This window comes from Synechococcus sp. CS-1333 (genome assembly GCF_025128015.1).
In the GTDB taxonomy this organism is placed as follows: Bacteria; Cyanobacteriota; Cyanobacteriia; order PCC-6307; family Cyanobiaceae; genus MW101C3.
In genome coordinates, this window is sequence record NZ_JAHLYO010000013.1 from 1 (window position 1) to 22,199 (window position 22,199).

Sequence of the window (22,199 nt, forward strand, 5' to 3'; positions counted from 1 at the left end):
GAAGAGAAGGAGAGGAAGAGAAGGAGAGGAAGAGAAGGAGAGGAAGAGAAGGAGAGGAAGAGAAGGAGAGGAAGACAGTGGCGCGGCCAGGCCATCACCCTCCTCATCGTGAGTTGCCGTGAGGGGCGGCCCGGTAGCAATCAAGACCAAATCGCAGGCCAGCACGGGCTCTGCCGTTTGGTGCCTGCTGCTACGTAAGTTCACACAGGCCTGGTGCATGGTCGTGACGCTGTTTCCTTCGCAGGTCGCCGGTTCATGCCTGAGGTCACCCGCCCCGCCAATCAACCTGGCGATTTCCTCGTGGATTACGAGGAGAAGGTGTTCCCCGATGTGAAGGCGGAACCGGGCGAAAAGGCGCTCATCACCTTTCACACCGTGGCGTTCGAAGGCTCGATCGGCCTGGTGAACCTGCTGCAGGCCAGCCGCCTGATCAACAAGGGCTTCGAGACCTCGATCCTGCTCTACGGGCCCGGCGTCACCCTCGGGGTGCAGCGCGGCTTCCCCAAGCTCGGTGATGCCGCCTTCGACGGCCACCTCAACTTCAACGCCCGCCTGCAGAAGTTCATGGACCAGGGCGGCAAGGTGTATGCCTGCCGCTTCGCCCTTCAGGCCCTCTACGGCCATGGCGAGGGGGCGCTGATGGCGGGCATCACCCCGGTGAATCCGCTCGATGTGCTCGACATCGTGCTGATGCACCGCAAGGAAGGCGCCTTCATCCTCGACACCTGGACGCTCTGACGATGAACGGCCCGATCGTCGTGGCCGCCGCCCAGATCCGTCCGGTGCTGCACAGCCTGGAGGGGTCTGTGGAGCGGGTGCTGGCAGCGATCACGGAGGCGGCCGGCCAGGGGGTGCAGCTGATCGTGTTTCCCGAAACCTTTCTTCCCTATTACCCCTACTTCTCCTTCGTGGAGCCTCCGGCGCTGATGGGGCGCTCCCATCTACGCCTCTATGAGCAGGCGGTGACGGTGCCGGGCCCGGCGCTCCGCCGCATCGCGGCCGCCGCCCGCGAGCACGCCATGCACGTGCTGCTGGGCATCAACGAACGGGAGGGCGGCAGCCTCTACAACGCCCAGCTGCTGATCGACGCCAATGGCGCCTTGCTGCTGAAGCGGCGCAAGCTCACCCCCACTTATCACGAGCGCATGGTGTGGGGCCAGGGCGATGGCGCCGGCCTCACGGTGGTGCCCACGGCGCTGGGGCGCATCGGTGCCCTGGCCTGCTGGGAGCACTACAACCCGCTGGCCCGCTTCAGCCTGATGGCCCAGGGGGAGGAGATCCACTGCGCCCAGTTCCCCGGTTCGCTGGTGGGCCCCATCTTCAGTGAGCAGACGGCCGTGACCCTGCGGCACCACGCGCTGGAGGCGGGCTGTTTCGTGGTGAGCTCCACCGCCTGGCTCGATCCCGCCGACCTCGATCAGATCACGCCGGATCCGGCGCTGCAGAAGGCGTGCCAGGGGGGCTGCCACACCGCCGTGATCAGCCCGGAAGGCCGCTACCTGGCTGGTCCGCTGCCGGAGGGGGAAGGGCTGGCGATCGCCGAGCTCGACCCGGCCCTGATCACCAAGCGCAAACGGATGATGGACAGCGTGGGCCACTACAGCCGCCCCGACCTGCTCGGCCTGCGTCTCGATCGCACGCCGGCGCGCCAGGTGCAGGAGCGGGACGGGGGCAACGCAACGGCTGCCGGTGGCGGCGCTGGTCCTGCCATGCCTGCTGACCTGCCCGTACTGCTGGAGCCCGTGCCGGAGGCGGTGCCCCATGGCTGACTCCAGGGATGCCGCTGCGCTGGCGCGGCTCGTCACCGACCTGCAGGTGCAGGGCCTGGTGGAGCCCGGTGTGCCCGGCAACAAAGGCCGCCGCGGCGGAGCCGGCCCCTCCGACCACCGCGCCCTCACCTTCGATGGCACCACGGTGATGGTGCCCGTGTACAGCAGCGCCGCTCAGCGCTCCCCCTTCCGCCTGGCGGCCGGTGGCGCCGGGCTGGAGCTGCAGCGGGAGTCCGCCACGCCGCTGGCGGTGGTGGAGGCTCCGCCGGAGCCGCGCTTCTACGGCCTGCACACCGCCGATGGCACGCCGTACCGCTCGATCGCGCTGCTGCACAGCCGCGATGTGCTCGCCACCACGCTGCTGCAGACCTGCATCCGCTTCCGCGACCGCAGCCAGTCGTGCCAGTTCTGCGCCATCGAGCAATCGCTCGACGACGGCCGCACCCTGGTGCGCAAGACCCCGGCCCAGGTGGCGGAGGTGGCGGAGGCGGCGGTGCGGCTCGATGGGGTGCGCCAGCTGGTGATGACCACCGGCACCCCCAACAGCGACGACCGCGGCGCCCGCCTGCTGGCCGACACGGCGGCGGCCGTGAAGGCGCGGGTGAACCTGCCGATCCAGGCCCAGTGCGAGCCGCCGGAGGATCCGATCTGGTTCCAGCGGATGAAGGACGCCGGTGTGGACAGCCTTGGCATGCACCTGGAGGTGGTGGAACCCGAGGTGCGGCGCCGCATCCTGCCGGGCAAGGCGGAGCTGAGCCTGGAGCGCTACTTCGAGGCGTTCGAGCAGGCGGTGGCGGTGTTCGGCCGCGGCGAGGTGTCCACCTATCTGCTGGCGGGGCTGGGCGACAGCACCGCCGCGATCGTGGCCTGCAGCGAGCGCCTGATCGCCGCCGGTGTGTACCCGTTCGTGGTGCCGTTCGTGCCGATCAGCGGCACACCGCTGGAGCACCATCCCGCGCCCAGCGCCGCCTTCATGGTGGAGATCTACACGGCCGTGGCCCAGCAGCTGGCGGCATCGGATCTGCGCGCTGCCGCGATGTCGGCGGGCTGCGCCAAGTGCGGCGCCTGCTCGGCCCTGTCGCTGTTCGAGCAGGCGGCCACCACGAGCGAGGCCCCATCGGCCCCAACTCCGACGGGCTGCGGCCCCTCCAGCTCCTGATGTTCTTCATTGATCCCTCCAGCCACGACATCGGCCGCAGCCCCACATCGGCGCCGGCCGCCTTCACCCCGTCGGTGCGCTGGGGCCTGGGCATCGACGCCGAGGATTTCCGCCTCTCGCCCTCGGCCTGCTCCGAGCGCTTCTCCTTCCATCTGCTGCGGCCCGGCACGCCGCTGCTGGCCGGCTACTGGGATCTGCGTCGCCGCATCTTCTGCCAGGAGCAGCATCTGTTCGAAGCCTCCGACCGCGACGTCCGCGATGCGGAGGCCACCCCGATCGCGGCGATCGCCCATGGGGCCAACCGGGCGGGCGCCAGCCCGGGCAGCGGCGGGCCGGTGGTGGGGGTGGTGCGGATCCTGGAGCAGGAGCCAAGGCTCTGGTACGGCGGCCGACTCGGCGTGGACGCCGCCTTCCGCCGCCACAACCAGATCGGCAAGGGCCTGATCTGGAAGGCCGTGACCACCGCGAACGGCTGGGGCTGCGACCGCTTCCTGGCGACTGTGCAGGAGCAGAACGTGCGCTTCTTCCAGCGCCTGCACTGGCACTCGGTGGACACCCTGGAGCTCAAGGGGCTGCCCCATCACCTGATGCAGGCCGACCTCCGTTACTACACCCCTTCGCGGGAACGCCGGCCGGTGGCATGAGCGGCATCGACCTGGCGCCGCTGGCGGCACGGCTGCGTGCCCTGGCCGGCCTGCACGGCAAGCGTGCGATCCAGCGCCCCGCCGCCCATTTCCCCCACCAGCCCTTCGCCGCCCTCGGCCCGGCCGCCCTGCTCGGCGATGACGCCGCCCTGCTGCCGGCCTGCAGCGGCCGCCTGCTGCTGGCCAGCGAAGGGATGGATCCGGGCCTGCTGGCCAAGGATCCCTGGTTCGCCGGCTGGTGCGGCGTGCTGGTGAACCTCAGCGACATCGCCGCGATGGGTGGCCGGCCGCTGGCACTGGTGAACAGCCTCTGGTGCCGCGGCGCGGACCGGGCTGAGCCGGTGCTGGCGGGCCTGCAGGCGGCGGCAGCTCGCTTCGACGTGCCGGTGGTGGGCGGCCACACCAACCTCAACAGCCCCTACGACGCGCTGGCCGTGGCGGTGCTGGGCAGTGCCGCTGGTGCGGTGCTGTCGGCCCGTTTCGCCCGCCCCGGCGACCGTTGCTTCCTGCTGGTGAATGGCGCCGGCCGCATGCGCCATCCCGATCGCTTCTGGGATGCGGCCACACAGGCGGCGCCGGAGCTGCTGCGCCGCCAGCTGGCCCTGCCGGCGCAGCTGGCGGAAGGCGGGGTGGTGCATGCCGCGAAGGACATCAGCATGGGCGGCCTGGTGGGCACGGCGGTGATGTTCTGCGAGAGCGCCGGCTGCGGCCTGACGCTCGAGCTCGAGGCGATCACGCCGCCGGCGGGCGTGGCGCTGGACGACTGGCTGGCCTGTTTCCCCAGCTTCGGCTTCCTGCTGGCGGTGGCGCCGCAGCAGGAGCCGGCCCTGCGCGCGGCCGTCCCGGCGGAGGGCAGCGAACCGGCACTCATCTGCCAGCCGATCGGCCGCTTCACGGCGGAGGCGGGCGTGCGCCTGCGGGCCGGCGGCGGCGAGGAAACCGTGTGGAGCGGCGCCGAGGCGCTCACCGGCTTCGGCCCGGTGCCGTCGGGGTAGGGGGTGCAGCGCTCAGCCTCGCTGGCTTGGTCCTGCTTCAGCGTTCACTGTCACCTCTCGCTTTCCTGCCATGCCCGAAGTCCTGCTGCAGCTCGAATGGCCCGATGGCCGCCAGACCATGCTCTATTCGCCCTCGACGGTGATCCTGCAGCACCTCCAGCCCGGTGAGCGGCTGCCGGTGGCGGAGCTGCAGCAGCGCGCCGAGCGTGCGCTGGCTGAGGCCTCCGAGCGGGTGCGGGCCCGCTATGGCTTCGCCTGCACGCGCACCGATGAGGAGCGCAGCAAGTTGCGCCACACCGCCACCGCCTACGCCGCCGACCAGTTCGTTCAGATCAGCGCCCCATGAACACCTCTTTCTTCGCCAAGTTCCGCGGTGACCGGGCGCCGCTTCCTCCCCGGCCCGCCCGCCGGGCCATCGCCCTGGCGTGGTTGGGCGGCTTCCTGGCGATCGCCGCCGTTGCCCTGCTGCAGCTCGGCCTCAGTGCCCCCTTGGTGCTCGGCTCCTTCGGCGCCACCTGCGTGCTGGCCTTCGGCTACCCCGACGTTCCCTTCTCCCAGCCGCGCAACATCGTGCTGGGCCACACCTTCAGCACCGCCGTGGGCCTGCTGTTCCTTGGCCTGTTCGGCCCCCAGTGGTGGGCGATGGCCGCCGCCCTGGCCACCGCGATCGCCCTGATGATGGCCACCGGCACCGTGCACCCCCCGGCCGGCTCCAACCCGGTGATCGTGTTCCTGCTGCAGCCCGGCTGGGGCTTCCTGCTCTTCCCCACCGTGCTGGGCGCCGTGATCGTGACGGCCGTGGCGCTGGTTTATAACAACGCCGTGAGAGCTGGCAGGTATCCGAAGTATTGGTGAGGGGCTTGATGCGGTTGGGGTGGAGCGAGTTGAATCGAGATAGAAGCAGCTGTGTGACGGCTGTGCCAGCGCGTCTTCATGGCATCGTCGTTTTCGACTTCAGGCTCGACCTGTCGTTGGCGCTGAGCTCTGTCTGTGTTCTGCTAATCGGCGCCAGGACGGTTGTGTGACTCGACCGTCTGTTCACCTGGAGTCATCCTCCTGCCCACGGGCGGTCTTGCCGCTCACCTCCGGCCATAACGCCTTGATCTCCTCGGTCTGATGGTGGGCGGCGAACCGCTCCCACACAATTCCGTTGACATCCGTATCCGCTGTGAAGGCGGTGGCTGATGGATCTTCCCAGCCCAGATGGCGCAGCGATCCTGGCGGAACGGCGGAGTCCTGGCGCACGGACAGGTTCAACGATTCGGTCCGCCACAACGCATACTCCCCGGGAATGGTTGTGCAGGGCGGGCTGCCCAGGCGTCTGGAATAGTCCTCAATGGTGGCTTCGATGTTGTCTGTTGCGAGTGCAAGATGCAGCCTTTTCATGCCTTGCCTGCTGAATCATCACTGCCTCCATCATGCAGGAACTGCCTGGCTGGGGCCACGCTTCAGCAACCAGCTACCCCACCTTCGGCCTGGTGAATCACCCGTTGCGGGAAGGGCATCTCGATGCCTTCCTCGGCAAAGCGCTTCCACACGGCGATGCTCACTTCGCTCTTGATGCTGGCATTGTTCATCGGATCTTCAATCCAATAGCGCAGGCCGTAGTTGATGCCGGAATCGCCGTAGCTCAGCAGCAGCGCTTTGGGCGGCGGCTGGCTGAGCACGCGGGGCGAGTGGCGGGCCACCTCCTCCAGCAGGGGGATCACCTGGGCGGGGTCGTGGCTGTAGCCGGCGGCCACCTCCACCTGGCTGCGGCGCATGCGATCGGTGCCGGTGTAGGTGACGGTGGTGGTGGTGAAGAAGTCCTGGTTGGGGATCACCAGCTCGGCATTGTCGCGGTCGCGCCAGAGCACGGCCGCCCGCAGGCCGAGGCTGCGCACCTCGCAGGGATCGCCATCGATGAAGAGGATCTCGCCGGGCCGTACCGATCCCTCGAACAGCAGCCACAGGCCGCTGATGAAGTTGGAGAACACCTCCTTGATGCCGAAGCCGATGCCCACTGACAGCCCGCCGGCGATGGCGGCAATTGCGTTGGTGTTGAGGCCCACCCGGTGCATCAGCCACAACACCCCGACACCGATGAGCAGATACCGCAGCACCAGGGTGGTGGCTTCGCGGGTGCCGTCGCTGAAGTGCAGCAGCCCCTGCAGCAACCGGGCCAGCCAGCCCACCGGGTAGGCCGAGATCGCCACCAGGAAATAGGGAATCGTGAGCAGCAGAAACAGATTGCCGGTGGTGAGCGTGTCACCGAACACCGGCAGCAAGGGGATGTCGGCCACATCCTCGAGCGAATCGAGCTGGTTCACCAGCGATCCCGCCACCAGCAGCACGTACAGCGGCCGGATCAGCTGGTTGAACAGGCGATCCACCCCGCGCACGGGGAAGCGCAGCAGCAGGGCTTCGTGCACAAAGGCCAGGAACAGCCAGATCGCATACATGCGCATGAAGTAGAGCGCCAGGCCGGCCGGCTGCCCCAGCCACTCCAGCAGCGCCGCATTGAGCCGCAACGCCAGCAGCAACCCCACGGTTCCCACCAGCGCCAGCCGGCGGCCCCCCTGGCGCAGCCGCGGCCGCACCACCAGCAGAAAGAACGCCAGCAGCGCACCGGCACTCAGGCATTGCACCAACACCACCGGCCGGCTCAGGTAGCCCACCCAGCCGGTGAGTTCAAACAACAGGCTGTTCATCGGCCGCCCTTCACGGTGCCAGCGCCGCAGCGGGGCGGTTGGAGAGCAGCATGGCGGTGGCCTCGGCCGGCGTGAGCTCTCCCTGGACCGTGCGTTGCAGCACGAAATCCATCGCCCGGGCGGCCGCCACGGTCTGATCCGGGTCGCTGAAGTTCAGCATGTGGGAGTTCTCCAGGCTCGTGACCAGGGCCGCCAGGCGATGCGAACTCTTGGTGGGAACCAGCACATCCGGATTCACCGGCAGCGTGCCGGGTGCGGAGAGCATCATCTCCCGCTGGTTCACCTTGTTGAGGCTGAACAACACAAAGGACTCAGCCAATTTCCGTTGGCGGCCCGTGGAATGGCGCCCGAAACTCCACACCCGCAGGGCGGTGATCGGCTTCGCCGGACGGCCCTCCGCCCCCGGCAGCACCGACATGCCCAGGTTTTTGTCCAGCTTGCGGTTAAGTGGATTGAGCCAGTTGCCGTTGCAGCTGATCCAGTCCCGTTCGCCTCGTTCCAGCTGGCCTACCAGCTCGGCGTCGTCTTCCGCGAAGGACACATTGGTCTGCAGGTTGGTGGCGGCCAGCCAGGTCAGCCAGGCCTCCAGCTGCCTGCGGTCGTCTGCTGACACCAGCACAGGCGTGGATGACGGCTTGCTTGGCGGGTGCTCCAGCAGCTGCAGCAGGGTGTCGTCGGCGCCGAAGCTGCTGGCGGTCCACAGCAGGGGGGCGAGCTGCAGCGGCAGGCCCACCTGCAGCCCCTTGGCACTCAGTTCCAGCAGCTCCGTGAGCGTGGTGGGTGGATCGCTCACGCGGCGGCGATCAAAGCAGGCCACCTGCGGCTTGGCCAGCAGCGGGATGGCCATGTAGCGGTTGCCGAGGCGGAAGTCGTTACGGAAGCGGGGCGCCAGGCGATCGAGCTGCACGGGGTTCAACGCCACCGCTTCGCTGAGCCCCCTCTCGTGCAGCCGCAGCGCCGTGACCACCGGGCTCACCACCAGATCGGGCCCCAGGCCGCGCGACTGGCGAAAGGCCATGGCCTCCACGATCTGATCGGCCGCAAAGTGGTTGACGTGGATGTCGACGTTGGGGTTGAGCTTGCGGAAGCCTTCGATCAGCGCTTGCGACTGGCTGGCCGTGCCGTCGTTTTCGGCGGGGTTGCCGATGGAGCCCTCGGCCTTCTCCACGTAGATGTAGAGCGGCTCACGGCCCAGCAGGTTCGCCATGCCGCCCTCACAGCCGCTCAGTGCCAGCAGCACCGCCACCGCGGCGCCGAGCCGCCCCCAGCGCTTCATCGGCCGATCCCCGTGAGCGTTTCGCTCACCTCCCACAGCTGCCGCCGCTGGGCGGCATCGAGCGCCGCCGGCGCGATCCGCACCTGGGTGGGCCAGCCGCGCATGCCGCCCCATTGATTCGGTCCGTAGTGCTCACCGCCCTTGGCACTGGGGGCCGTGGCGGCATGGAGCTGGGGCAGGGCGCCCATGGCAGCGCTCTGGAACAGGGGATCCATCAGCCGGTAGCTGAGCGCTTCCAGCTTCGAGCCGTTGGCGGCCACCGAGGCGGGCTGCAGGTTGGTGCGCGCCAGACCGGGATGGGCCGCCAGCGAGGACACGCCGCTGCCGTCGGCGGCCAGCCGCTCCTGCAGCTCGAGCGCGAACATCACATTGGCCAGCTTGCTCTGGCTGTAGGCCGCCCAGCGGTCGTAGCGCTGCTCCGCCGCCAGGTCGTCGAAGGCGATGCGGCCGAAGTACTGGGCGCCGGAGGTGACCGTGACCACCCGCGCCTCGCTGCGGCCCCGCATCAGAGGCAGCAGCAGCAGGGTGAGGGCGAAGTGGCCGAGGTGGTTGGTGCCGAACTGCAGCTCGAAGCCATCGCGGGTGAGCGTGCGCGGCGGCGCCATCACCCCGGCGTTGTTGATCAGCAGGTCCAGCCGGCCGTACTGGTCGGCCAGCCACTGGCTGGCGCGCCGGATGTTCTGCAGATCGGCCAGATCCAGCTCCAGCACCTCCAGCCCACCACCGCCGCGCACGCCGGCGAGCAGTTCGCTGCGGGCCGCCTCGCCCTTGCGCCGGCTGCGGCAGGCCAGCACGACGGTGGCCCCATGGGCCGCCAACGCCCGGGCAGATTCCAGCCCCAGGCCGCTGTTGGCCCCGGTGATCAAAGCGATCCGACCGCTCTGGTCGGGGATGGCGTCGGCGGTCCAGGGCATGGGGGGAGCGGCTGGGCGGCGGGCATTCACGCGTTCCACTGTGTCGCCTGAAGCTCCAGCACGGTGGGCGCCACCCACAGCGCGCCGTTCTGCCGGTTGGCAGCGCTGATCTCGGCGGCCACAAGGGCGGCCTCCTCAGCACTCCAGCGGCCCTGGCGGATCAGCTCCTGCCCGTAGGTGACCACGAAGCGCTCCAGCCAGCGCGCCACCGCATCGCCCGGCCGCCCCACCAGGGCCAGCGGTTGCAAGGCCTCGATCTGAAAGCCGCGCGCCGCCAGCAGTGCCGGCAGCCGCCGGTTCACATCCGGATCACCGCCGGCCGCCTCGAAGCTGGCGTAGGCGGCCTCGGCGAAACGGGCCACGGCCGCTCCGTTGGGGTACAGCCCGAAGCTGCGCCAATGCACGTATTCATGCAGCACCACCCGTCCGCCAGCGGCCATGCAGCGGGACAGCCCGTCCAGCAGCGGCTCCAGCGTGGGCAGGAACATCGCCACCCAGCGGCACCAGGCCAGCTGGAAGCCCTCCGCCGGCAGTGGATCACGGCTGAGGTCGTGGGCGCGCAGCTCCAGTTGCGGCAGCCCGGCCGCCTGGGCCGCGGCGCGGGCCACTTCCAGATACGTGGGGCTCAGCTCCAGGCCGAGCACCCGCCCGCCGGGCCCCACCAGCCGCGCCAGCTCCAGGCTGGAGAGGCCTGGCCCGGCGCCTAGATCCAGCACCGCCTGGCCCGGCTGCAGCCCGGCGCGCTGCCAGGCGGCACGGGCGGAAGGCAGCCACAGCGCGTGCTGCAGCCGCAACCGCTCGATCTCCGCGTCGGAGCTGCCGAGCACGTAGCGGTCGGGGGCCATCGCCGCGGCTCAGTCCTCCGGGAACAGCAGGCTGGCCAGTTCGTCGGGGTCCACGTCGTAGACGCGGGCGAGGCTGGTTTCGATCGCGGAGGTCACCTCGCCGGAGAGAAAGCGCATGGCGTTGAGGGCGTCCTCGGCGATGTCGTCGGTGAGCAGGGTTTCTTCGCCGCCCAGCTTTTCGTCGTTGATCACCGCCATCACCCAGCTCTGGTAGGCGTACACGAGGTCGGAGAACTCAAGCTCCGGGTCATTGAGATCCAGGGCCATGGAGGTGTCGGGCGCAGTCGAGAGCAGTTTGGCCCCCGGCGGTGACGCCTCGCCCGATTCGCTGGTCGGCGTCGCGACCCGGCTCAGTAGCCGGAGGAGCCCGGCGGCGGTGCGCTGGCCGGCTGGCGCCGCAGGTGAGCCGTCACCGCGACCGGCTGGATCTGGGCATAGCCCACCGGCAACCACAGGTCGCCAGCGGCGGCGGCGTAGTGGATTTCCCAGTGGTAAAGGCCGATCAGGGCGCGGGGGTCCTCCTGGATCAACGACGCGTAGGCCAGCACGGCGCGGCCGTAGTTGTCGCTGTTGTTGTAGCCCCACAGGCCCTTGCGGATGTCCTTGAGGCCGCCGCGGCGCACCAGGTAGCGGGCGGCGGCCTGGATGGCGTCGTGGGGATCACGGATGTTCCCCTTGCCGACGCCGGGCTGGGCCCAGGTGGTGGGCAGGAACTGCATCGGCCCCTGGGCGTTCGCCACCGACACGCCATCAATGCGCCCCATGCCGCTCTCCACCAGGTTCACGGCGGCCAGCACCTCCCAGTCGATGCCGGTGGCCTGCTCTGCCTGCTTGTAGGAGCGCACCAGCTGCTCCAGCGGCGGTGGCGGCAGGATGCGCCAACTGGGCAGGCTGGCGGGCCGCCGGTCGCTGCGGTGCATGGCCAGGAAGGAGCGGCGGGCCAGCAGGTGCCGGTCGTAGACACTGAGCCAGCCGGGCGGCAGCGAACGGCGCACCTCAGCGGCGAGCGGTTGCCGGTGCGCCAGCACCCGGTAGATCACCTGCTGCTGATGGCCGAGGGCCGGCAGCGCCTCTGCGGGCGTGGCCGCGTCACGCAGGGCCTCCTCCACCGCCGCCAGCAGCGCGGCCAGCTGCTGCGGATCCGCCGGCACCAGCGGGTAGTGGCGCCCGTCGGCGCTGGTGGGCAGGGCTGGATCGGTGGGCAGCTGCGGCAGGCGCGGCCCCACCGCCAGGCTGTCTGCCGCTGCGGGGTCCGGCCGGGTGGCTGGCGTGCTGGCCGGGTCGGTGCCGGCGGCGCGCGAGGCCTCCAGGAAAGGGCGCAGCAGAAGGCCGCCGCCCAGCAGCGCCGCCGCGACGCCCATGCCGATCAGCAGCTGAGGGGGGGAAGGCCTGGGCATGGGGGGCAGGGTTCCTGCGGCAACGCTAGTGGTGAAAGCCGCTGGCTTCCGCCGGGGTGAGTGTGGCGTGCTGGGGATGGCGCTCGAAGTAGGCCAGCGCCTGGCGGATGTCGTCGAGCAGCAGTTCGGCGAGATCGCGGCTGACGCCATGGCGCACCAGGATCCGCTGCACCACCCGCTCCTGGCAGTGCGGCGGCAGGGTGTAGGCGGGCACCTGCCAGCCCCGCACACGCAGCCGGTCGGCGAGGCAGAAGAGGTTGAAGTTGGCGCTGGAGTGTTCCTTCAGCGTCCAGCAGATCGCTGGTATGCCGCTGGCCGGATCAGCGCCAAAAATGATTTCAAAAGGGCCGAGTGCGGCGATGGCCGCAGCAAGGAATTGGGCGGTCCGATAACAGGCGCCATGCACCTTTCTGTAGCCCTCGGCGCCTAGGCGCAGAAAGTTGTAGTACTGCGCCACGATCTGCCCACCCGGACGCGAGAAGTTCAAGGTGATGTCACGCATGTTGCCGCCCAGATAATTTACCCAGAAGATCATGTCTTCCGGCAGATCGGCAGCCTCCCGCCAGAGCACCCATCCCACCCCCAGTGGCGCAAGGCCGAACTTATGGCCGGAGGCGTTGATCGAGCGCACCCGTGGCAACCGGAAATCCCACACCAGCTCCGGCGCACAGAAGGGCGCCAGGAAGGCGCCGCTGGCGCCGTCCACATGGATCGGGATGTCGAGGCCGGTGTGCTCCTGCAGCCCGTCGAGGGCGGCGGCGAGCTGTTGCACCGGCTCGTACTGGCCGGTGAACGTGACCCCTAAGGTGGGCACCACGCCGATGGTGTTGGCGTCACAGGCCGCCAGCGCCGTTTCGGGCGAAAGGATCAGGCGATCGGGCTCCATCGGGATTTCCCGGTGTTCGATGTCCCAGTAGCGGCAGAACTTGTGCCAGCAGATCTGCACCGGACCGGTGACTAGATTGGGCCGCTCAGTGGATTCCCCGGCCGCTTTTCGTGCCGCCTCCCAGCGCCGTTTCATTGCCAGCCCGCCCAGCATGGCGGCCTCGCTGGAGCCGGTGGTGGAGGCGCCGATTGCCCCTGTGAGCGTGGGGGCGTGCCAGAGATCGGCCAGCATGTGAAGACAACGGGCTTCGATTTCGGCGGTCTGGGGGTATTCGTCCTTGTCTTCGATGTTCTTGTCGATGCAGAGATCCATCAGGTCGTGGATTTCCCTCTCCACCCAGGTCTGGCAGAAGGTGGCCAGGTTCTGCCGCGAGTTTCCATCCAGCATCAGCTCATCGCGCACCGCGGCAAACACCACCTTCGGGTCGCTCTCCACCGCCGGAAACCGCAGCTTCGGCAACCCGCCGAAGAGATCCACCGCGGCGTAGATGTCGTCAGCGTCGATCTCGTTGACATTGATCTCGTTGGGGCAGATCTTGTTGGGGTAGATCGCGTCGCCGGGGATGTCACCGGCGGCTGCTTTTTCTGGGATTTGCACGGATCAACCGCATGGCTCCGTGGTGATGCTAGGGAGAGAAATTGAGGGGCTCTGCGGGTGCTGCCTGTTCCACTCCTGCTCCCGCCTCCCACCCCGCATCACCTCCCGCGCCGCTCAGCCACCCCTGGCCAGTGCGTTGGGTGCGCGGCGCAGCACCAGCAGGGCGGTGAGCAGCAGGGCGCCGCCGCCCGCGAGGAACACCGCCGTGAGCGACACATCCAGCAGCAGGCCCGCCAGGGCCTGGGAGAGCGGATCGAAGGCCACCCCGGCCATCATCGCCAGCGCCATCACGCGGCCCTGCAGCGCTGCCGGGGTTTCCCGCTGCAGCCACACCGTGGCCATCACCCCCACCAGGCCGCCGCCCACCCCCATCGCCGCCAGCACGGCAGCGGCCACCCAGGCGTCGCCGGCGGCGGCCAGCCCCAGCAGGCCCAGCCCCAGGGCGGCGGAGAGCCATCCCAGCGCCGACGCGGGCTGATCCAGCCGGAAGCGGTCGAGCCGGCCGGCCAGCGCCACCCCCGCCAACGCGCCCACGCCATAGGCGGCCTGCAGCGCGCCGAACGTGGCGGCTCCGCCCCCGAAACGCAGGCTCACCAGCTCCACCACGCCGATCACCACCGGACCGAGCACGGCCAGGTTGATCATCGCGATCAGCACCAGACCGGTGCGGATCGCCCCGTGGCGCCAGGCGAACACACAGCCTTCGCGCAGTCCCCGCAGCAGCCCGCCCGCGGCGTCCCGGTGCCAGGCGGCTGGTCGGGGTCGCAGCTGGACGAAGCAGCAGGCGGCCAGCAGCAGCATGCCGGCGTCGAGGGCGAGCGCGGCCGTGGCGCCGCCGATCGCCAGCGCCACGCCAGCCAGGGCCGGACCGACCACATTGCTGATCTGCTCGCTGCCCTGCAGCCAGGCGTGCGCCCGGTTCAGCAGCCTTGGCCGCACCAGCTGGGGCAGCAGGGCCATTGCGGCGGGGTAGACGCAGGCCTCGGCGGCGCCGAACAGGGCCGCCAGCGTCATCACCGGCGCCAGTGCCAGTGCCCCATGGGCGGCCAGCAGGGTGAGCACGGCGGTGCAGAGCACCAGCACCGCGCTGGCCCGCACCGCCAGGGCACGGGGCGGATGGTGATCGCTGAGGGCACCCCCCACCAGCATCAGCAGCCCCCGCGGCAGCGCTGCCGCCATCAGCACCAGCGCCACGGCACTGCCCGAGCCGGTGCGCTGCAGCATCAGCCAGGTGATGGCCACGAACCAGAACTGCACGCCGCAGAACAGCACCGTCTGGCCCAGCCAGAGCCAGCGGAAACGCTGATGCCGCAGCAGGAGGGAGGTCATGGCTGCCCGGCCCCCAGCGGCAGGGGGGCGGTGGTGCTGCCGGCGCTGGGCGGCGCGGCGGCGGCCCACTCCTGCACGGGCGTGAGGTTCAGCTCCTGGCGCCACTGCTGCAGGGGCTTCGCCCAGCCCTCCTCCCAACGCTGGGCGAACAGGGGCCGGGCCTGCTGGCCCATCCGCAGCCCGGTGTGGATGGCCAGCACCAGTGCCGGCAGCTGTTCGGGTTCGAACAGCGTGATCGACTGCAGCGCCTGGGCCGTGAGCATGGCGCCGAGGGGATAGGGGAACTGGCCGAGGTGAAAGGCCTGCAGGCCGATCTCGCCGAGCAGCGAGGTGTCGAAGCCGGTGAGGACATGCCAGAGGTCGTGGGTCTGGCTGAGCCGCACCTCCACGTAGGTCGCCTCGCTGCCGGCCTCCATGCCGGCGTGCAGGTCGGGGTCGTAGCCGAGCCGGGTGAGGCTGGCGGCGTAGGCATGGCCGAGCGAGCCCACCGGCAGGGCCGCCAGCCGATCGAGGTCATGCGGACCCGGCACCCAGCGGGCGTCGATGAGGGCGGCGCAGCCGGGATCGTGGCGCAGGTGCTGCGCCGCCAGTGCGTAGGAGGGGGTGTCGAGCAGCCCGTCGGTGAGCACGCCCACCAGCTCAAGGCTGGTGTCACCGCCGCTCATCGCGAGCATGGTGCCGAGGATGCGGAAGAGGGGGTCGGGGGCGACCGGAGCCGGGGGAGCAGCGGCGTGAGCGGTGGACTGCCAGAGGGTGGTGGCCATGGAAGGGCGAGCGGAGGGTCAGTGCGGGCAGTGAGCTCTGAACATGAGGAGTGCTCACATCAGTGAAAATATGAGTGTCCCTCGCCTTTGTCAAGGAGAATGCGAGGATTGCTCGTCTTGCCTGCCTGCGCCTGTGCCCCAGCTCGCGCCTCTGCCTGAGCCCTCTTCTGCCTCCCTGTCTGAGGTCCCGCTCGTGCCCCTCTTTGTGCCGGCCTGCTCCTGGCTGCGGCCATGACGCAGCGCTCCACCCCCGCGCCGGTCTCCACTACCGGCCTGCGCCGCCAGCCCCGCCAGGCCCGCAGCCAGGAGCGGGTGCGGCGGATCCTGGAGGCGGCCGAGGCCTTGTTCGTGGCCGAGGGCGTGGCCAGCACCACCACCAACGCGATCGCGGCGCACGCCGGCGTGCCGATCGGCTCCCTCTATCAGTTCTTCCCCGACAAGGCGGCGATCCTGCGCAGCCTGGCCCGCGGCTACGGCGAGCAGCTGCACAGGGAGCTGGCCGCCTTTGAGGAGAGCGAAGCCTCTGCGCTGCCGCTCGACGCCTACATCGAAGCGATGGTGTCGCTCACCGATCGCTTCTTCACCAGCCATCCCGGCTATCAGGCGATCTTCAATGAGGCGCAGAGCGCCACCGCCGATCTGCTGGCGATCGAGGAGGAGGCGGATGTGCGCCTGGTGGCGGATTGGTCGGCGGCCCTGATCGCCCGCGTGGGCGCTGAAGGCTGTGTGCTCAGCGAGGACGACGCGCGCATGATGGCCTACGTGCTGGTGAAGACGGTGGGCAATCTGCTTTGGCTGTCACTGGCGAAGGCGCCCCCGTTCCGCGCGCAGTTGCTGCAGGAAACGGTGCAGTTGGCGGTGGCTTACCTGCGCCGCCGCATGACCACCGGCCGCGGCCCAGGTGAGGCGGCCTCAGGCTGAACCCATCGTTCCGCCAGCGGCGGCATCAGCTTCGCTGGCGGGAGTCCGGTCGACGGCTTGGGCGTTGGCAGCTTGGACGCTGGGACGACACGCCTTGCCGGAAAGCCCCTGCACCTGGAGTTCCAGGTAGCCGGTGGTGGCGTCGTGAAGGCGGCGCAGCTGCCAGCCTTCGGGGCGGACCGTCAGGATTTCGGCTGTGGTGCGCACGCGGCTGCCGTAGCAGAGGTGGCCGCCGATCACCTGCCCCTGGCCATCTGCCACGGCAATGTGCAGATGGGCGCCCTCCGCGGTGATCGACCCCGACAGCGTCAGGATTTCAAACGGCCCTTTGAGCTGGGTTTCCGCTTCAGCGGCGGCGAAACGGAGCCTGGGATGCCAGAGGCTGCCGATGCCGGAAACAACGAATGAACCGCTGCCTGGTGCCGTGGCTGTGGCTTCCAGGGCATGGCGAAGATCCTCACCGGGAGGCAGCCGCAGCGGCAGGTAGGACACGGTTGATTGGGGGGTGGGTCGGATTCAGCCTGGTTTTCCATCGTTGTAGGAAACGGTGCAATCTCTGCCTTGCCGTTTGGCCAGGTAAAGAAGATCATCGGCTCGCTTGAGAATCTCCTCAAGGCTGATCTCGGCAGAGGGCACCACGGAAACCAGGCCGATGCTCGCTGAATAGCGAATGGAGGAATGTTCATAGGCCACCAGCGAATCCCGGATCGCCTGATGCAGCCGCTCTGAGAGTGCGAGCGCAGCCTCCTCTGAGGTATTGGGAAGAAAGATGATGAATTCTTCGCCGCCGATGCGGCCGAGATAGTCGCTCTTGCGCAGCACAGCTTTCACCGTGATAGCAAAGCTCTTGAGCACTTCATCGCCGCCAGCATGGCCGTGGGTGTCGTTGATGTCCTTGAAACGATCGAGATCCAACGCAAGCAAGGAAACATGGTGCTGCTCGCGCTCGGCCAGGTGCATCACTTGCTGGATCTGATCAAAAATGGCCTGCCGCGTCAGCAGTCCTGTCAGCTGGTCGAAGGTGGCCATCGCGCGCATTTCCTTCTCGAGGCTATCGATCTGCATCACCAGGTCCACCAGCGGCCAGCTAGCCAGCGGCGCGACCATCGCAGGAATGGCGATGGCAGTGGCAACGGCGATCCGCGGGGCCTCACATTGCTCGAAGAAACAGAGAGTTGAGGTGAGCGCTACAGAGCAAACAACCGAAAAGGTGGTGACGATCAGCACCGTGGCAAAGGTGCCGAGGCTCTGGATCAGCTGCCTCATGGACACCTTCATGCTGCAACGCCCGTGGCATGGGGCTCGGTCTGTTGCCGTGCGGCGCCATGACGGCTCAGGTGAGGGGGACCGTTCATGCAACGCGGGAAGCGAAAAGGATCAGTGGCGTAGGCGTGGACCGTCCTGCTTGCAGAGCGCTCAACGGCATGCATGATCCCTCCACTTTTGCATTCGTTGCCACAAGATAATGGACGTGCAGGATGAATGCGCTCCATTCTGTGTTGCCTGTCACTGTTTTCGTGGCGGGAAGGCTGTGGCTCCATGCGCCGCAACCGCCAGCTTCCTTGCCGCCAGTCTTGTTGCCATCGCAAGACCTCTGATCCCCCTCATCGAGTGGCTCAAGTTGAGGCTCCAGCCAAGACAAGCCCAATAGAAAGCTATTTCAAATTTTAACAATAGCCGGCGCCACCGTCAATCAACGGACGCGCATTCGCCTCTGTGCAATGCGGCGTTCTAGTTTTTCCCTCGCTCGCTGGCTGGCCACCCGCAGGCACAGCGCAGCTCCCCCCAGGCGCAGCAGTGCCCCCACAGGCCTGCGGCCTGCGTTGACGCGTTTCTCCCCTGTGGTCATGGTGAAGGCATCGCCCCTGCTGCCATGACCCTGCTCCCGTTCACAGCCAACCGGCTGCAAAGGGCCCTGCTGGCCCCCCTGGCTCTGTCTGCCCTGATCGCCGCCAGCTCCTCCGCCTCCCTGGCCCAGTGGCGCGTGCCGATCGAGGAGGTGCGGGCCATCAACTTCGCCCGCACCTATGCGGTGGAACTCAACGGCGGCCTGCAGGCCTACCGGCCGGCTCCGTGCATGTTCGTCACCGCCTCCACCGACAACCCCTGCCTGGTGAAGCGCAGCCCCGATGGCTTTCTGTTCCGCTTCCTCGGCGGCCCCCCCGCCTGGGTGGAACGCCAGCAGCCCGCCACCCTCGAAACCGAGGTGTTGATCTCGCCGGACGGCCGCAACCTGGTGAAGCTGATTTTTAATGGCGCGCCCCGCCGACCTGCGTCACAGGCGCCTGCTCCAGCCAGCTGAGGCGGCGCCTGCAGCCCATAGCCTTGGCGGGCAGCTGAGGCTTTCGGTGCATCCATGGACCTGACCCTTTACCAGGCGTCCGTGCCGCCGCTGCGGCGCGCCCTCACCAACCTGATCCACCTGCTGGAGAAGGCCCTGGCGCATGCCCGGGTGCAGGGGTTCGACTCCACCGTGCTGCTCACCAGCCGTCTCTACCCCGACATGTTCCCCCTGGCGCGCCAGGTGCAGATCGCCAGCGACGTGGCCCGCCGCGGCGTGGCCCGGCTGGCCGGCCTGGAGGCGCCGCCGATGGCGGACAATGAGGAGAGCCTGGAGGCGCTGATCGAACGCCTGCGGGAATCGATCGCCTATCTCGACGGCTTCAGCGCCGAGCAGATCGATGGGGGCGAAGAGCGCCCGATCACCGTGCCGATCGGCAAGGGTGAAACGATCACGATGGCGGGCTGGCCGTTCCTTTCAGCCTTTGTTCTGCCCAACGTCTACTTCCACACCACCACCACGTACGCGATCCTGCGCCACAACGGCGTGGTGATCGGCAAGCGTGATTTCCTCGGGGCCCCCTGAGCGCCGGCTGCCCCCTTCCATCCTTCCGCCATGACGAGCACCTCGCCCACCATCGTCAGCACCCACTTCGGCCAGCAGCCCTGGTGGGTGGAGCAGTGGATGGAACTGATCAACTCCTACCGCTACAAGAAACGGCTGGAGCGTGCCTGGGCCTACGCCCGCTCCGGCAACGTGCTGTCGATCCTGTTTGAAGGGAAGCGGGTGAAAGCCCTGGTGCAGGGCACCGAAGCCGAGCCCTACAAGGTGAAGCTCTGGCTCGACACCCTCTCCGATGAAGACTGGGGCTATGTGCTGGAGGCGCTCGGTCAGAAGGCGCGCTGGTCGGCGCAGCTGCTGGCTGGGGTGATGCCGCAGGACATCGAGCGGGCCTTCGCCGCCAGCGGCAAACGGCTGTTCCCCTTCAAGCTGCAGGAGGTGCGCTGCGATTGCAGCTGCCCCGACAAGGCCGCCCCCTGCAAACACGTCAGCGCTGTCTATTACCTGATGGGGGATCGCTTCAGCGAAGACCCCTTCGTGCTGTTCCAGATGCGCGGCCGCAGCCGCAGCCAGCTGCTTGCTGATCTGGCCACCCAACGCCGCCGGCAGCTGGCGGCGTCTGCCACTGAAGCGGCGCCTGCCGCCGCACCCCACCCGGTCCATCCGGCCGTGCTCGATCCCACCCGCTGGTGGAGCTACACCGCCGCCCTTGACCCCGATCTGGTGGTGATCACCCCGGCGATGGAGGGGGACATGGGCCTCGATGAGGCCGGTGAACTGCCGCTGGCCGCCGAGCCCCGCTTCCCCGACTCCAACCGCCTGTTCACCGAGCGGCTGCGCAGCCAGGGCATCGCCATCGGCCAGCAGGCCATGGCCTGCGCCATGAGTGCCGGGGCCGGCGATGGCGCCAGCAGCGGTGCCTGAGGCCGAGCGGCCTGCAGAGGCCCCCTGGCTGACGCCGGCGTGCCAGGCCCGCGCCGCCCTGCTGCTCGCTTCCCATCAGCTGGCCTTCGGTCGTCCGCTGCTGGCGCTGGTGGCCGGCCCCACCCAGCTGGCGGCGGCCGGTGATGCACGCCATCAGGCGCAGGAGCTGTTCGCTGCCCCCCTGGTGGTGCTCGCCCACGACGATGGCCTGGCCGGTGGCACCACAGCGCCGGCCGATCCCCGCCTGATCTACGCCAATGCCGCCGCGTTGCGGCTGTGGCGCCGGCCCTGGGCGGCGATGGTGGGTCTGCCGTCGCGGCTCACTGCCGAACCGTCCGAGCGTGAGGGGCGGGAGCGGTTGCTGGCGCTGGCGCGGCACCGCCAGGCGATCAGCGGCTACCGCGGCGTGCGCATCGACAGCCACGGCCGCCGCTTCGTGATCGATGGCGCCCGCCTCTGGACACTGCGGGATGCCGATGGCCGCGACCACGGCCAGGCGGCGGCCTTCAGCCACTGGTGGTGGCTCTGAGCAGCGCTGGTGGCGCCTTGATCGGTTCTCACCACCGCGCGGTGGGGCCCACCGAATCAGGGGAGGAGCGCCGTACCAAAAGGGCCGGTTCTTTCGTCTCACCGTTTCATTCGAGTTGGCGAAGGTAGCTGCACGGGCGAAGTGATTCCCCGTTCTTCACCATCACAGGTGCCTGCGAATCGCAGAACCTGAATGCCATCACCTCAGCCAACCTGTGGAGGACATCCCCATGCTGACCCTGCGCCAATCCCCCTTTGATCTGTTCGAGCGGCTGGAGCAGCAAGTGCTGCAGGCCGAGCGCGTGCCGGCCGCCGAAGTGCATGAGAACGATCAGGCTTACACCATCGTTCTTGAGCTGCCGGGTGTCGACAAAGGCTCGATCGATGTCAAAGCCACCGACCGCACCCTGCTGATCAGCGCCGAACGGCGCAGCGAGCGCCACGCCCCGGCGCGGGCGAAGGCCGATGGCAACCGCCCTGCCCCGGACGCGGCGGCCGCGCCCTCAGAGGCCCCGTCCCCAGCAGCCACACCTGTAACCAAGGCGTCCGCCCGCCTGGCCCCGTTGCACAGCGAGTTCCGCTACGGCACCTGGAGCCGCAGCTTCACCTTCCCCGGCGGCCTGCAGCGGGAAGGCCTCGAAGCCCACTACCGCGATGGTCTGCTCACGATCACCGCGCCCAAGGCCCAGACGGTCACCACGGTGAACGTCAAGGTGGAAGGCTGATACTGGGCAGAGGGGGCGGGTGCTGCCGCCTCTTTGGGCCCGTCGCATTGTGTCCCCGAGCCCCGGCCTTGGCCGGGGCTTTTTCATGGCGAGCCCGGACCATCGGCCCCGAGCTGTTCACTCCGTGTCGTCGTGGGCGAAGCGGCTGTAGAGGAAATCAAGCGCCTGATTGCGCAGTTCGTAGTAGAGAGGATCCTCCATGATTTCCTCGCGGTTGCGGGGCCTTGGAAAGCTGATCTCCATGATTTCGCCGATCTTGGCGGCCGGGCCGTTGGTCATCATCACGAGGCGATCGGCGAGAAAAAGTGCCTCATCGATGTCGTGGGTGATCATCAGCACTGTGCAGCGCTGCGTGTTCCAGATCGTGAGCAACTCCTCTTGCAATTCCTCCTTGGTGATCGCATCAAGAGCGCCGAAGGGTTCATCCAGGATCAGCACCTCCGGGCGGATCGCCAGGGCCCTGGCGATCGCCACCCGCTGCTTCATTCCCCCCGAGAGCTGCAGGATCTTCTTGTCGGCCGCATCGGTGAGCCCCACCATCGCCAGGTGCTCCCGGGTGATCTCCTTCTTCTCATGGGTCGGCAGTTCCGGTTTCACCGAATCCACTGCCAGGTAAACGTTTTCGTAGGCGGTGAACCAGGGCAGCAGGGCATAGCCCTGGAACACCACCATGCGATCGGGGCCTGGCTTAGTGATCGTGTTGCCGTGCAGCACCACCCGGCCATCGCTGGGGGTGGCGAAGCCCGACACCATGTTGAGCAGGGTGGATTTGCCGCAACCGGAGTGGCCGATCACGCACATGAACTCGCCCTGGTTGATGCCTAGGTCGATGCCATCCAGCACCGGATAGGGCCCCTTGGCGGTGGGGTACACCTTGCTGACGTTTTCGAAGCGCAGGAAGGCTTCGGCCGGTGGGCGTGACACTCCCTGCAGGGATGGCTGGATCAGGGTGGACATGGGTGGGGTGCTGAAGAATGCTGGGGAAGAAAGGGCA

General features: G+C 68.5%; 26 protein-coding genes. 13 read left to right on the top strand and 13 right to left on the bottom strand.

Going from position 1 to position 22,199, the window contains the following annotated elements:
- The first annotated feature begins 255 nt into the window (after positions 1 to 255).
- The 7 genes from KQ303_RS04320 to KQ303_RS04350 all read left to right on the top strand — a co-directional run bounded on the left by KQ303_RS04320 (position 256) and on the right by KQ303_RS04350 (position 5,422).
- Positions 256 to 738 (top strand): MSMEG_0572/Sll0783 family nitrogen starvation response protein, encoded by a 483-nt coding sequence (locus tag KQ303_RS04320; protein ID WP_094511252.1) that lies wholly within the window; start codon positions 256 to 258, stop codon positions 736 to 738.
- 2 nt (positions 739 to 740) lie between these two features.
- Positions 741 to 1,769, top strand: a complete 1,029-nt coding sequence (locus KQ303_RS04325) for a Nit6803 family nitrilase (RefSeq protein ID WP_259729286.1) — start codon at positions 741 to 743, stop codon at positions 1,767 to 1,769.
- Complete coding sequence (locus KQ303_RS04330; RefSeq protein WP_259729287.1) at positions 1,762 to 2,928, top strand: MSMEG_0568 family radical SAM protein; 1,167 nt, start codon at positions 1,762 to 1,764, stop codon at positions 2,926 to 2,928. The genes KQ303_RS04325 and KQ303_RS04330 overlap by 8 nt, the downstream gene beginning before the upstream one ends.
- On the top strand, positions 2,928 to 3,572 hold the full coding sequence (locus KQ303_RS04335; protein ID WP_259729288.1) for an MSMEG_0567/Sll0786 family nitrogen starvation N-acetyltransferase: 645 nt from the start codon (positions 2,928 to 2,930) through the stop codon (positions 3,570 to 3,572). Before KQ303_RS04330 ends, KQ303_RS04335 begins: the two co-directional genes overlap by 1 nt.
- Positions 3,569 to 4,567, top strand: a complete 999-nt coding sequence (locus KQ303_RS04340; RefSeq protein WP_259729289.1) for a sll0787 family AIR synthase-like protein — start codon at positions 3,569 to 3,571, stop codon at positions 4,565 to 4,567. The genes KQ303_RS04335 and KQ303_RS04340 overlap by 4 nt, the downstream gene beginning before the upstream one ends.
- Before the next feature lie 70 nt (positions 4,568 to 4,637).
- Entirely contained in the window at positions 4,638 to 4,913 is a 276-nt protein-coding gene (locus tag KQ303_RS04345; RefSeq protein ID WP_255100393.1) for an MSMEG_0570 family nitrogen starvation response protein, read from the top strand.
- Positions 4,910 to 5,422: an HPP family protein gene (locus KQ303_RS04350; protein WP_259729290.1), complete on the top strand. Its 513-nt coding sequence runs from the start codon at positions 4,910 to 4,912 to the stop codon at positions 5,420 to 5,422. Before KQ303_RS04345 ends, KQ303_RS04350 begins: the two co-directional genes overlap by 4 nt.
- A gap of 183 nt (positions 5,423 to 5,605) precedes the next feature.
- On the opposite strand, the gene KQ303_RS04355 is transcribed toward KQ303_RS04350, so the two are convergent.
- The 10 genes from KQ303_RS04355 to KQ303_RS04400 form a co-directional block, all read right to left on the bottom strand.
- Positions 5,606 to 5,824, bottom strand: a complete 219-nt coding sequence (locus KQ303_RS04355) for a hypothetical protein (RefSeq protein WP_259729291.1) — start codon at positions 5,822 to 5,824, stop codon at positions 5,606 to 5,608.
- 191 nt (positions 5,825 to 6,015) lie between these two features.
- Complete coding sequence (locus KQ303_RS04360; RefSeq protein ID WP_259729292.1) at positions 6,016 to 7,257, bottom strand: mechanosensitive ion channel family protein; 1,242 nt, start codon at positions 7,255 to 7,257, stop codon at positions 6,016 to 6,018.
- Between the two features lie 10 nt (positions 7,258 to 7,267).
- Positions 7,268 to 8,533: an extracellular solute-binding protein gene (locus KQ303_RS04365; RefSeq protein ID WP_259729293.1), complete on the bottom strand. Its 1,266-nt coding sequence runs from the start codon at positions 8,531 to 8,533 to the stop codon at positions 7,268 to 7,270.
- The gene (locus KQ303_RS04370; protein WP_259729294.1) at positions 8,530 to 9,447 is read right to left on the bottom strand and encodes an oxidoreductase; all 918 of its coding nucleotides are present in this window, start codon (positions 9,445 to 9,447) and stop codon (positions 8,530 to 8,532) included. The genes KQ303_RS04365 and KQ303_RS04370 overlap by 4 nt, the downstream gene beginning before the upstream one ends.
- Before the next feature lie 26 nt (positions 9,448 to 9,473).
- Positions 9,474 to 10,292 (bottom strand): methyltransferase domain-containing protein, encoded by an 819-nt coding sequence (locus KQ303_RS04375; RefSeq protein WP_259729295.1) that lies wholly within the window; start codon positions 10,290 to 10,292, stop codon positions 9,474 to 9,476.
- Positions 10,293 to 10,301: 9 nt separating this feature from the next.
- Positions 10,302 to 10,559, bottom strand: coding sequence for a hypothetical protein (locus tag KQ303_RS04380; RefSeq protein ID WP_255100386.1), 258 nt, complete (start codon positions 10,557 to 10,559; stop codon positions 10,302 to 10,304).
- 83 nt (positions 10,560 to 10,642) lie between these two features.
- Positions 10,643 to 11,689, bottom strand: coding sequence for a lytic transglycosylase domain-containing protein (locus tag KQ303_RS04385; protein ID WP_259729296.1), 1,047 nt, complete (start codon positions 11,687 to 11,689; stop codon positions 10,643 to 10,645).
- 25 nt (positions 11,690 to 11,714) lie between these two features.
- Positions 11,715 to 13,094, bottom strand: coding sequence for a glutamate decarboxylase (locus tag KQ303_RS04390; RefSeq protein WP_399232880.1), 1,380 nt, complete (start codon positions 13,092 to 13,094; stop codon positions 11,715 to 11,717).
- Positions 13,095 to 13,286: 192 nt separating this feature from the next.
- Positions 13,287 to 14,501, bottom strand: a complete 1,215-nt coding sequence (locus KQ303_RS04395) for an MFS transporter (protein WP_259729298.1) — start codon at positions 14,499 to 14,501, stop codon at positions 13,287 to 13,289.
- Positions 14,498 to 15,265 (bottom strand): Coq4 family protein, encoded by a 768-nt coding sequence (locus KQ303_RS04400; protein WP_259729299.1) that lies wholly within the window; start codon positions 15,263 to 15,265, stop codon positions 14,498 to 14,500. Before KQ303_RS04400 ends, KQ303_RS04395 begins: the two co-directional genes overlap by 4 nt.
- Before the next feature lie 231 nt (positions 15,266 to 15,496).
- Here KQ303_RS04400 and KQ303_RS04405 point away from each other — a divergent pair, with 231 nt between their 5' ends.
- The gene (locus KQ303_RS04405) at positions 15,497 to 16,186 is read left to right on the top strand and encodes a TetR/AcrR family transcriptional regulator (RefSeq protein ID WP_259729300.1); all 690 of its coding nucleotides are present in this window, start codon (positions 15,497 to 15,499) and stop codon (positions 16,184 to 16,186) included.
- Here KQ303_RS04405 and KQ303_RS04410 read toward each other — a convergent pair.
- Both KQ303_RS04410 and KQ303_RS04415 read right to left on the bottom strand, forming a co-directional pair.
- Complete coding sequence (locus tag KQ303_RS04410; protein WP_259729301.1) at positions 16,178 to 16,678, bottom strand: PPC domain-containing DNA-binding protein; 501 nt, start codon at positions 16,676 to 16,678, stop codon at positions 16,178 to 16,180. The two genes, KQ303_RS04405 and KQ303_RS04410, sit on opposite strands and share 9 nt — an antisense overlap.
- Positions 16,679 to 16,702: 24 nt before the next feature.
- Positions 16,703 to 17,413 (bottom strand): GGDEF domain-containing protein, encoded by a 711-nt coding sequence (locus KQ303_RS04415; RefSeq protein ID WP_259729302.1) that lies wholly within the window; start codon positions 17,411 to 17,413, stop codon positions 16,703 to 16,705.
- A 646-nt stretch (positions 17,414 to 18,059) separates the two neighbouring features.
- On the opposite strand from KQ303_RS04415, the gene KQ303_RS04420 reads away from it, so the two are divergent.
- From KQ303_RS04420 to KQ303_RS04440, 5 genes are all read left to right on the top strand, one after another.
- Positions 18,060 to 18,488: a hypothetical protein gene (locus tag KQ303_RS04420; RefSeq protein ID WP_259729303.1), complete on the top strand. Its 429-nt coding sequence runs from the start codon at positions 18,060 to 18,062 to the stop codon at positions 18,486 to 18,488.
- A gap of 54 nt (positions 18,489 to 18,542) precedes the next feature.
- Complete coding sequence (locus KQ303_RS04425) at positions 18,543 to 19,052, top strand: DUF1993 family protein (RefSeq protein WP_259729304.1); 510 nt, start codon at positions 18,543 to 18,545, stop codon at positions 19,050 to 19,052.
- 30 nt (positions 19,053 to 19,082) lie between these two features.
- Positions 19,083 to 19,952, top strand: a complete 870-nt coding sequence (locus KQ303_RS04430) for an SWIM zinc finger family protein (RefSeq protein WP_259729305.1) — start codon at positions 19,083 to 19,085, stop codon at positions 19,950 to 19,952.
- Positions 19,930 to 20,481, top strand: a complete 552-nt coding sequence (locus tag KQ303_RS04435) for an MEKHLA domain-containing protein (RefSeq protein ID WP_259729306.1) — start codon at positions 19,930 to 19,932, stop codon at positions 20,479 to 20,481. Before KQ303_RS04430 ends, KQ303_RS04435 begins: the two co-directional genes overlap by 23 nt.
- Positions 20,482 to 20,710: 229 nt before the next feature.
- Positions 20,711 to 21,205, top strand: coding sequence for an Hsp20/alpha crystallin family protein (locus KQ303_RS04440; RefSeq protein WP_259729307.1), 495 nt, complete (start codon positions 20,711 to 20,713; stop codon positions 21,203 to 21,205).
- A 117-nt stretch (positions 21,206 to 21,322) separates the two neighbouring features.
- On the opposite strand, the gene KQ303_RS04445 is transcribed toward KQ303_RS04440, so the two are convergent.
- The gene (locus KQ303_RS04445) at positions 21,323 to 22,162 is read right to left on the bottom strand and encodes a nitrate ABC transporter ATP-binding protein (RefSeq protein ID WP_259729308.1); all 840 of its coding nucleotides are present in this window, start codon (positions 22,160 to 22,162) and stop codon (positions 21,323 to 21,325) included.
- Between the last annotated feature and the right edge of the window lie 37 nt (positions 22,163 to 22,199).

What these genes read in the sequence shown, in the direction of transcription:
- KQ303_RS04340 (WP_259729289.1), top strand. Translation starts at nt 3,569, where the DNA reads ATGAGCGGCATCGACCTGGCGCCGCTGGCGGCACGGCTGCGTGCCCTG.
- KQ303_RS04405 (WP_259729300.1), top strand. Translation starts at nt 15,497, where the DNA reads ATGACGCAGCGCTCCACCCCCGCGCCGGTCTCCACTACCGGCCTGCGC.
- KQ303_RS04345 (WP_255100393.1), top strand. Translation starts at nt 4,638, where the DNA reads ATGCCCGAAGTCCTGCTGCAGCTCGAATGGCCCGATGGCCGCCAGACC.
- KQ303_RS04430 (WP_259729305.1), top strand. Translation starts at nt 19,083, where the DNA reads ATGACGAGCACCTCGCCCACCATCGTCAGCACCCACTTCGGCCAGCAG.
- KQ303_RS04440 (WP_259729307.1), top strand. Translation starts at nt 20,711, where the DNA reads ATGCTGACCCTGCGCCAATCCCCCTTTGATCTGTTCGAGCGGCTGGAG.
- KQ303_RS04420 (WP_259729303.1), top strand. Translation starts at nt 18,060, where the DNA reads ATGACCCTGCTCCCGTTCACAGCCAACCGGCTGCAAAGGGCCCTGCTG.
- KQ303_RS04445 (WP_259729308.1), bottom strand. Translation starts at nt 22,162, where the DNA reads ATGTCCACCCTGATCCAGCCATCCCTGCAGGGAGTGTCACGCCCACCG.
- KQ303_RS04360 (WP_259729292.1), bottom strand. Translation starts at nt 7,257, where the DNA reads ATGAACAGCCTGTTGTTTGAACTCACCGGCTGGGTGGGCTACCTGAGC.
- KQ303_RS04365 (WP_259729293.1), bottom strand. Translation starts at nt 8,533, where the DNA reads ATGAAGCGCTGGGGGCGGCTCGGCGCCGCGGTGGCGGTGCTGCTGGCA.
- KQ303_RS04385 (WP_259729296.1), bottom strand. Translation starts at nt 11,689, where the DNA reads ATGCCCAGGCCTTCCCCCCCTCAGCTGCTGATCGGCATGGGCGTCGCG.
- KQ303_RS04330 (WP_259729287.1), top strand. Translation starts at nt 1,762, where the DNA reads ATGGCTGACTCCAGGGATGCCGCTGCGCTGGCGCGGCTCGTCACCGAC.
- KQ303_RS04325 (WP_259729286.1), top strand. Translation starts at nt 741, where the DNA reads ATGAACGGCCCGATCGTCGTGGCCGCCGCCCAGATCCGTCCGGTGCTG.
- KQ303_RS04425 (WP_259729304.1), top strand. Translation starts at nt 18,543, where the DNA reads ATGGACCTGACCCTTTACCAGGCGTCCGTGCCGCCGCTGCGGCGCGCC.
- KQ303_RS04375 (WP_259729295.1), bottom strand. Translation starts at nt 10,292, where the DNA reads ATGGCCCCCGACCGCTACGTGCTCGGCAGCTCCGACGCGGAGATCGAG.
- KQ303_RS04400 (WP_259729299.1), bottom strand. Translation starts at nt 15,265, where the DNA reads ATGGCCACCACCCTCTGGCAGTCCACCGCTCACGCCGCTGCTCCCCCG.
- KQ303_RS04435 (WP_259729306.1), top strand. Translation starts at nt 19,930, where the DNA reads ATGGCGCCAGCAGCGGTGCCTGAGGCCGAGCGGCCTGCAGAGGCCCCC.
- KQ303_RS04380 (WP_255100386.1), bottom strand. Translation starts at nt 10,559, where the DNA reads ATGGCCCTGGATCTCAATGACCCGGAGCTTGAGTTCTCCGACCTCGTG.
- KQ303_RS04350 (WP_259729290.1), top strand. Translation starts at nt 4,910, where the DNA reads ATGAACACCTCTTTCTTCGCCAAGTTCCGCGGTGACCGGGCGCCGCTT.
- KQ303_RS04395 (WP_259729298.1), bottom strand. Translation starts at nt 14,501, where the DNA reads ATGACCTCCCTCCTGCTGCGGCATCAGCGTTTCCGCTGGCTCTGGCTG.
- KQ303_RS04370 (WP_259729294.1), bottom strand. Translation starts at nt 9,447, where the DNA reads ATGCCCTGGACCGCCGACGCCATCCCCGACCAGAGCGGTCGGATCGCT.
- KQ303_RS04335 (WP_259729288.1), top strand. Translation starts at nt 2,928, where the DNA reads ATGTTCTTCATTGATCCCTCCAGCCACGACATCGGCCGCAGCCCCACA.
- KQ303_RS04320 (WP_094511252.1), top strand. Translation starts at nt 256, where the DNA reads ATGCCTGAGGTCACCCGCCCCGCCAATCAACCTGGCGATTTCCTCGTG.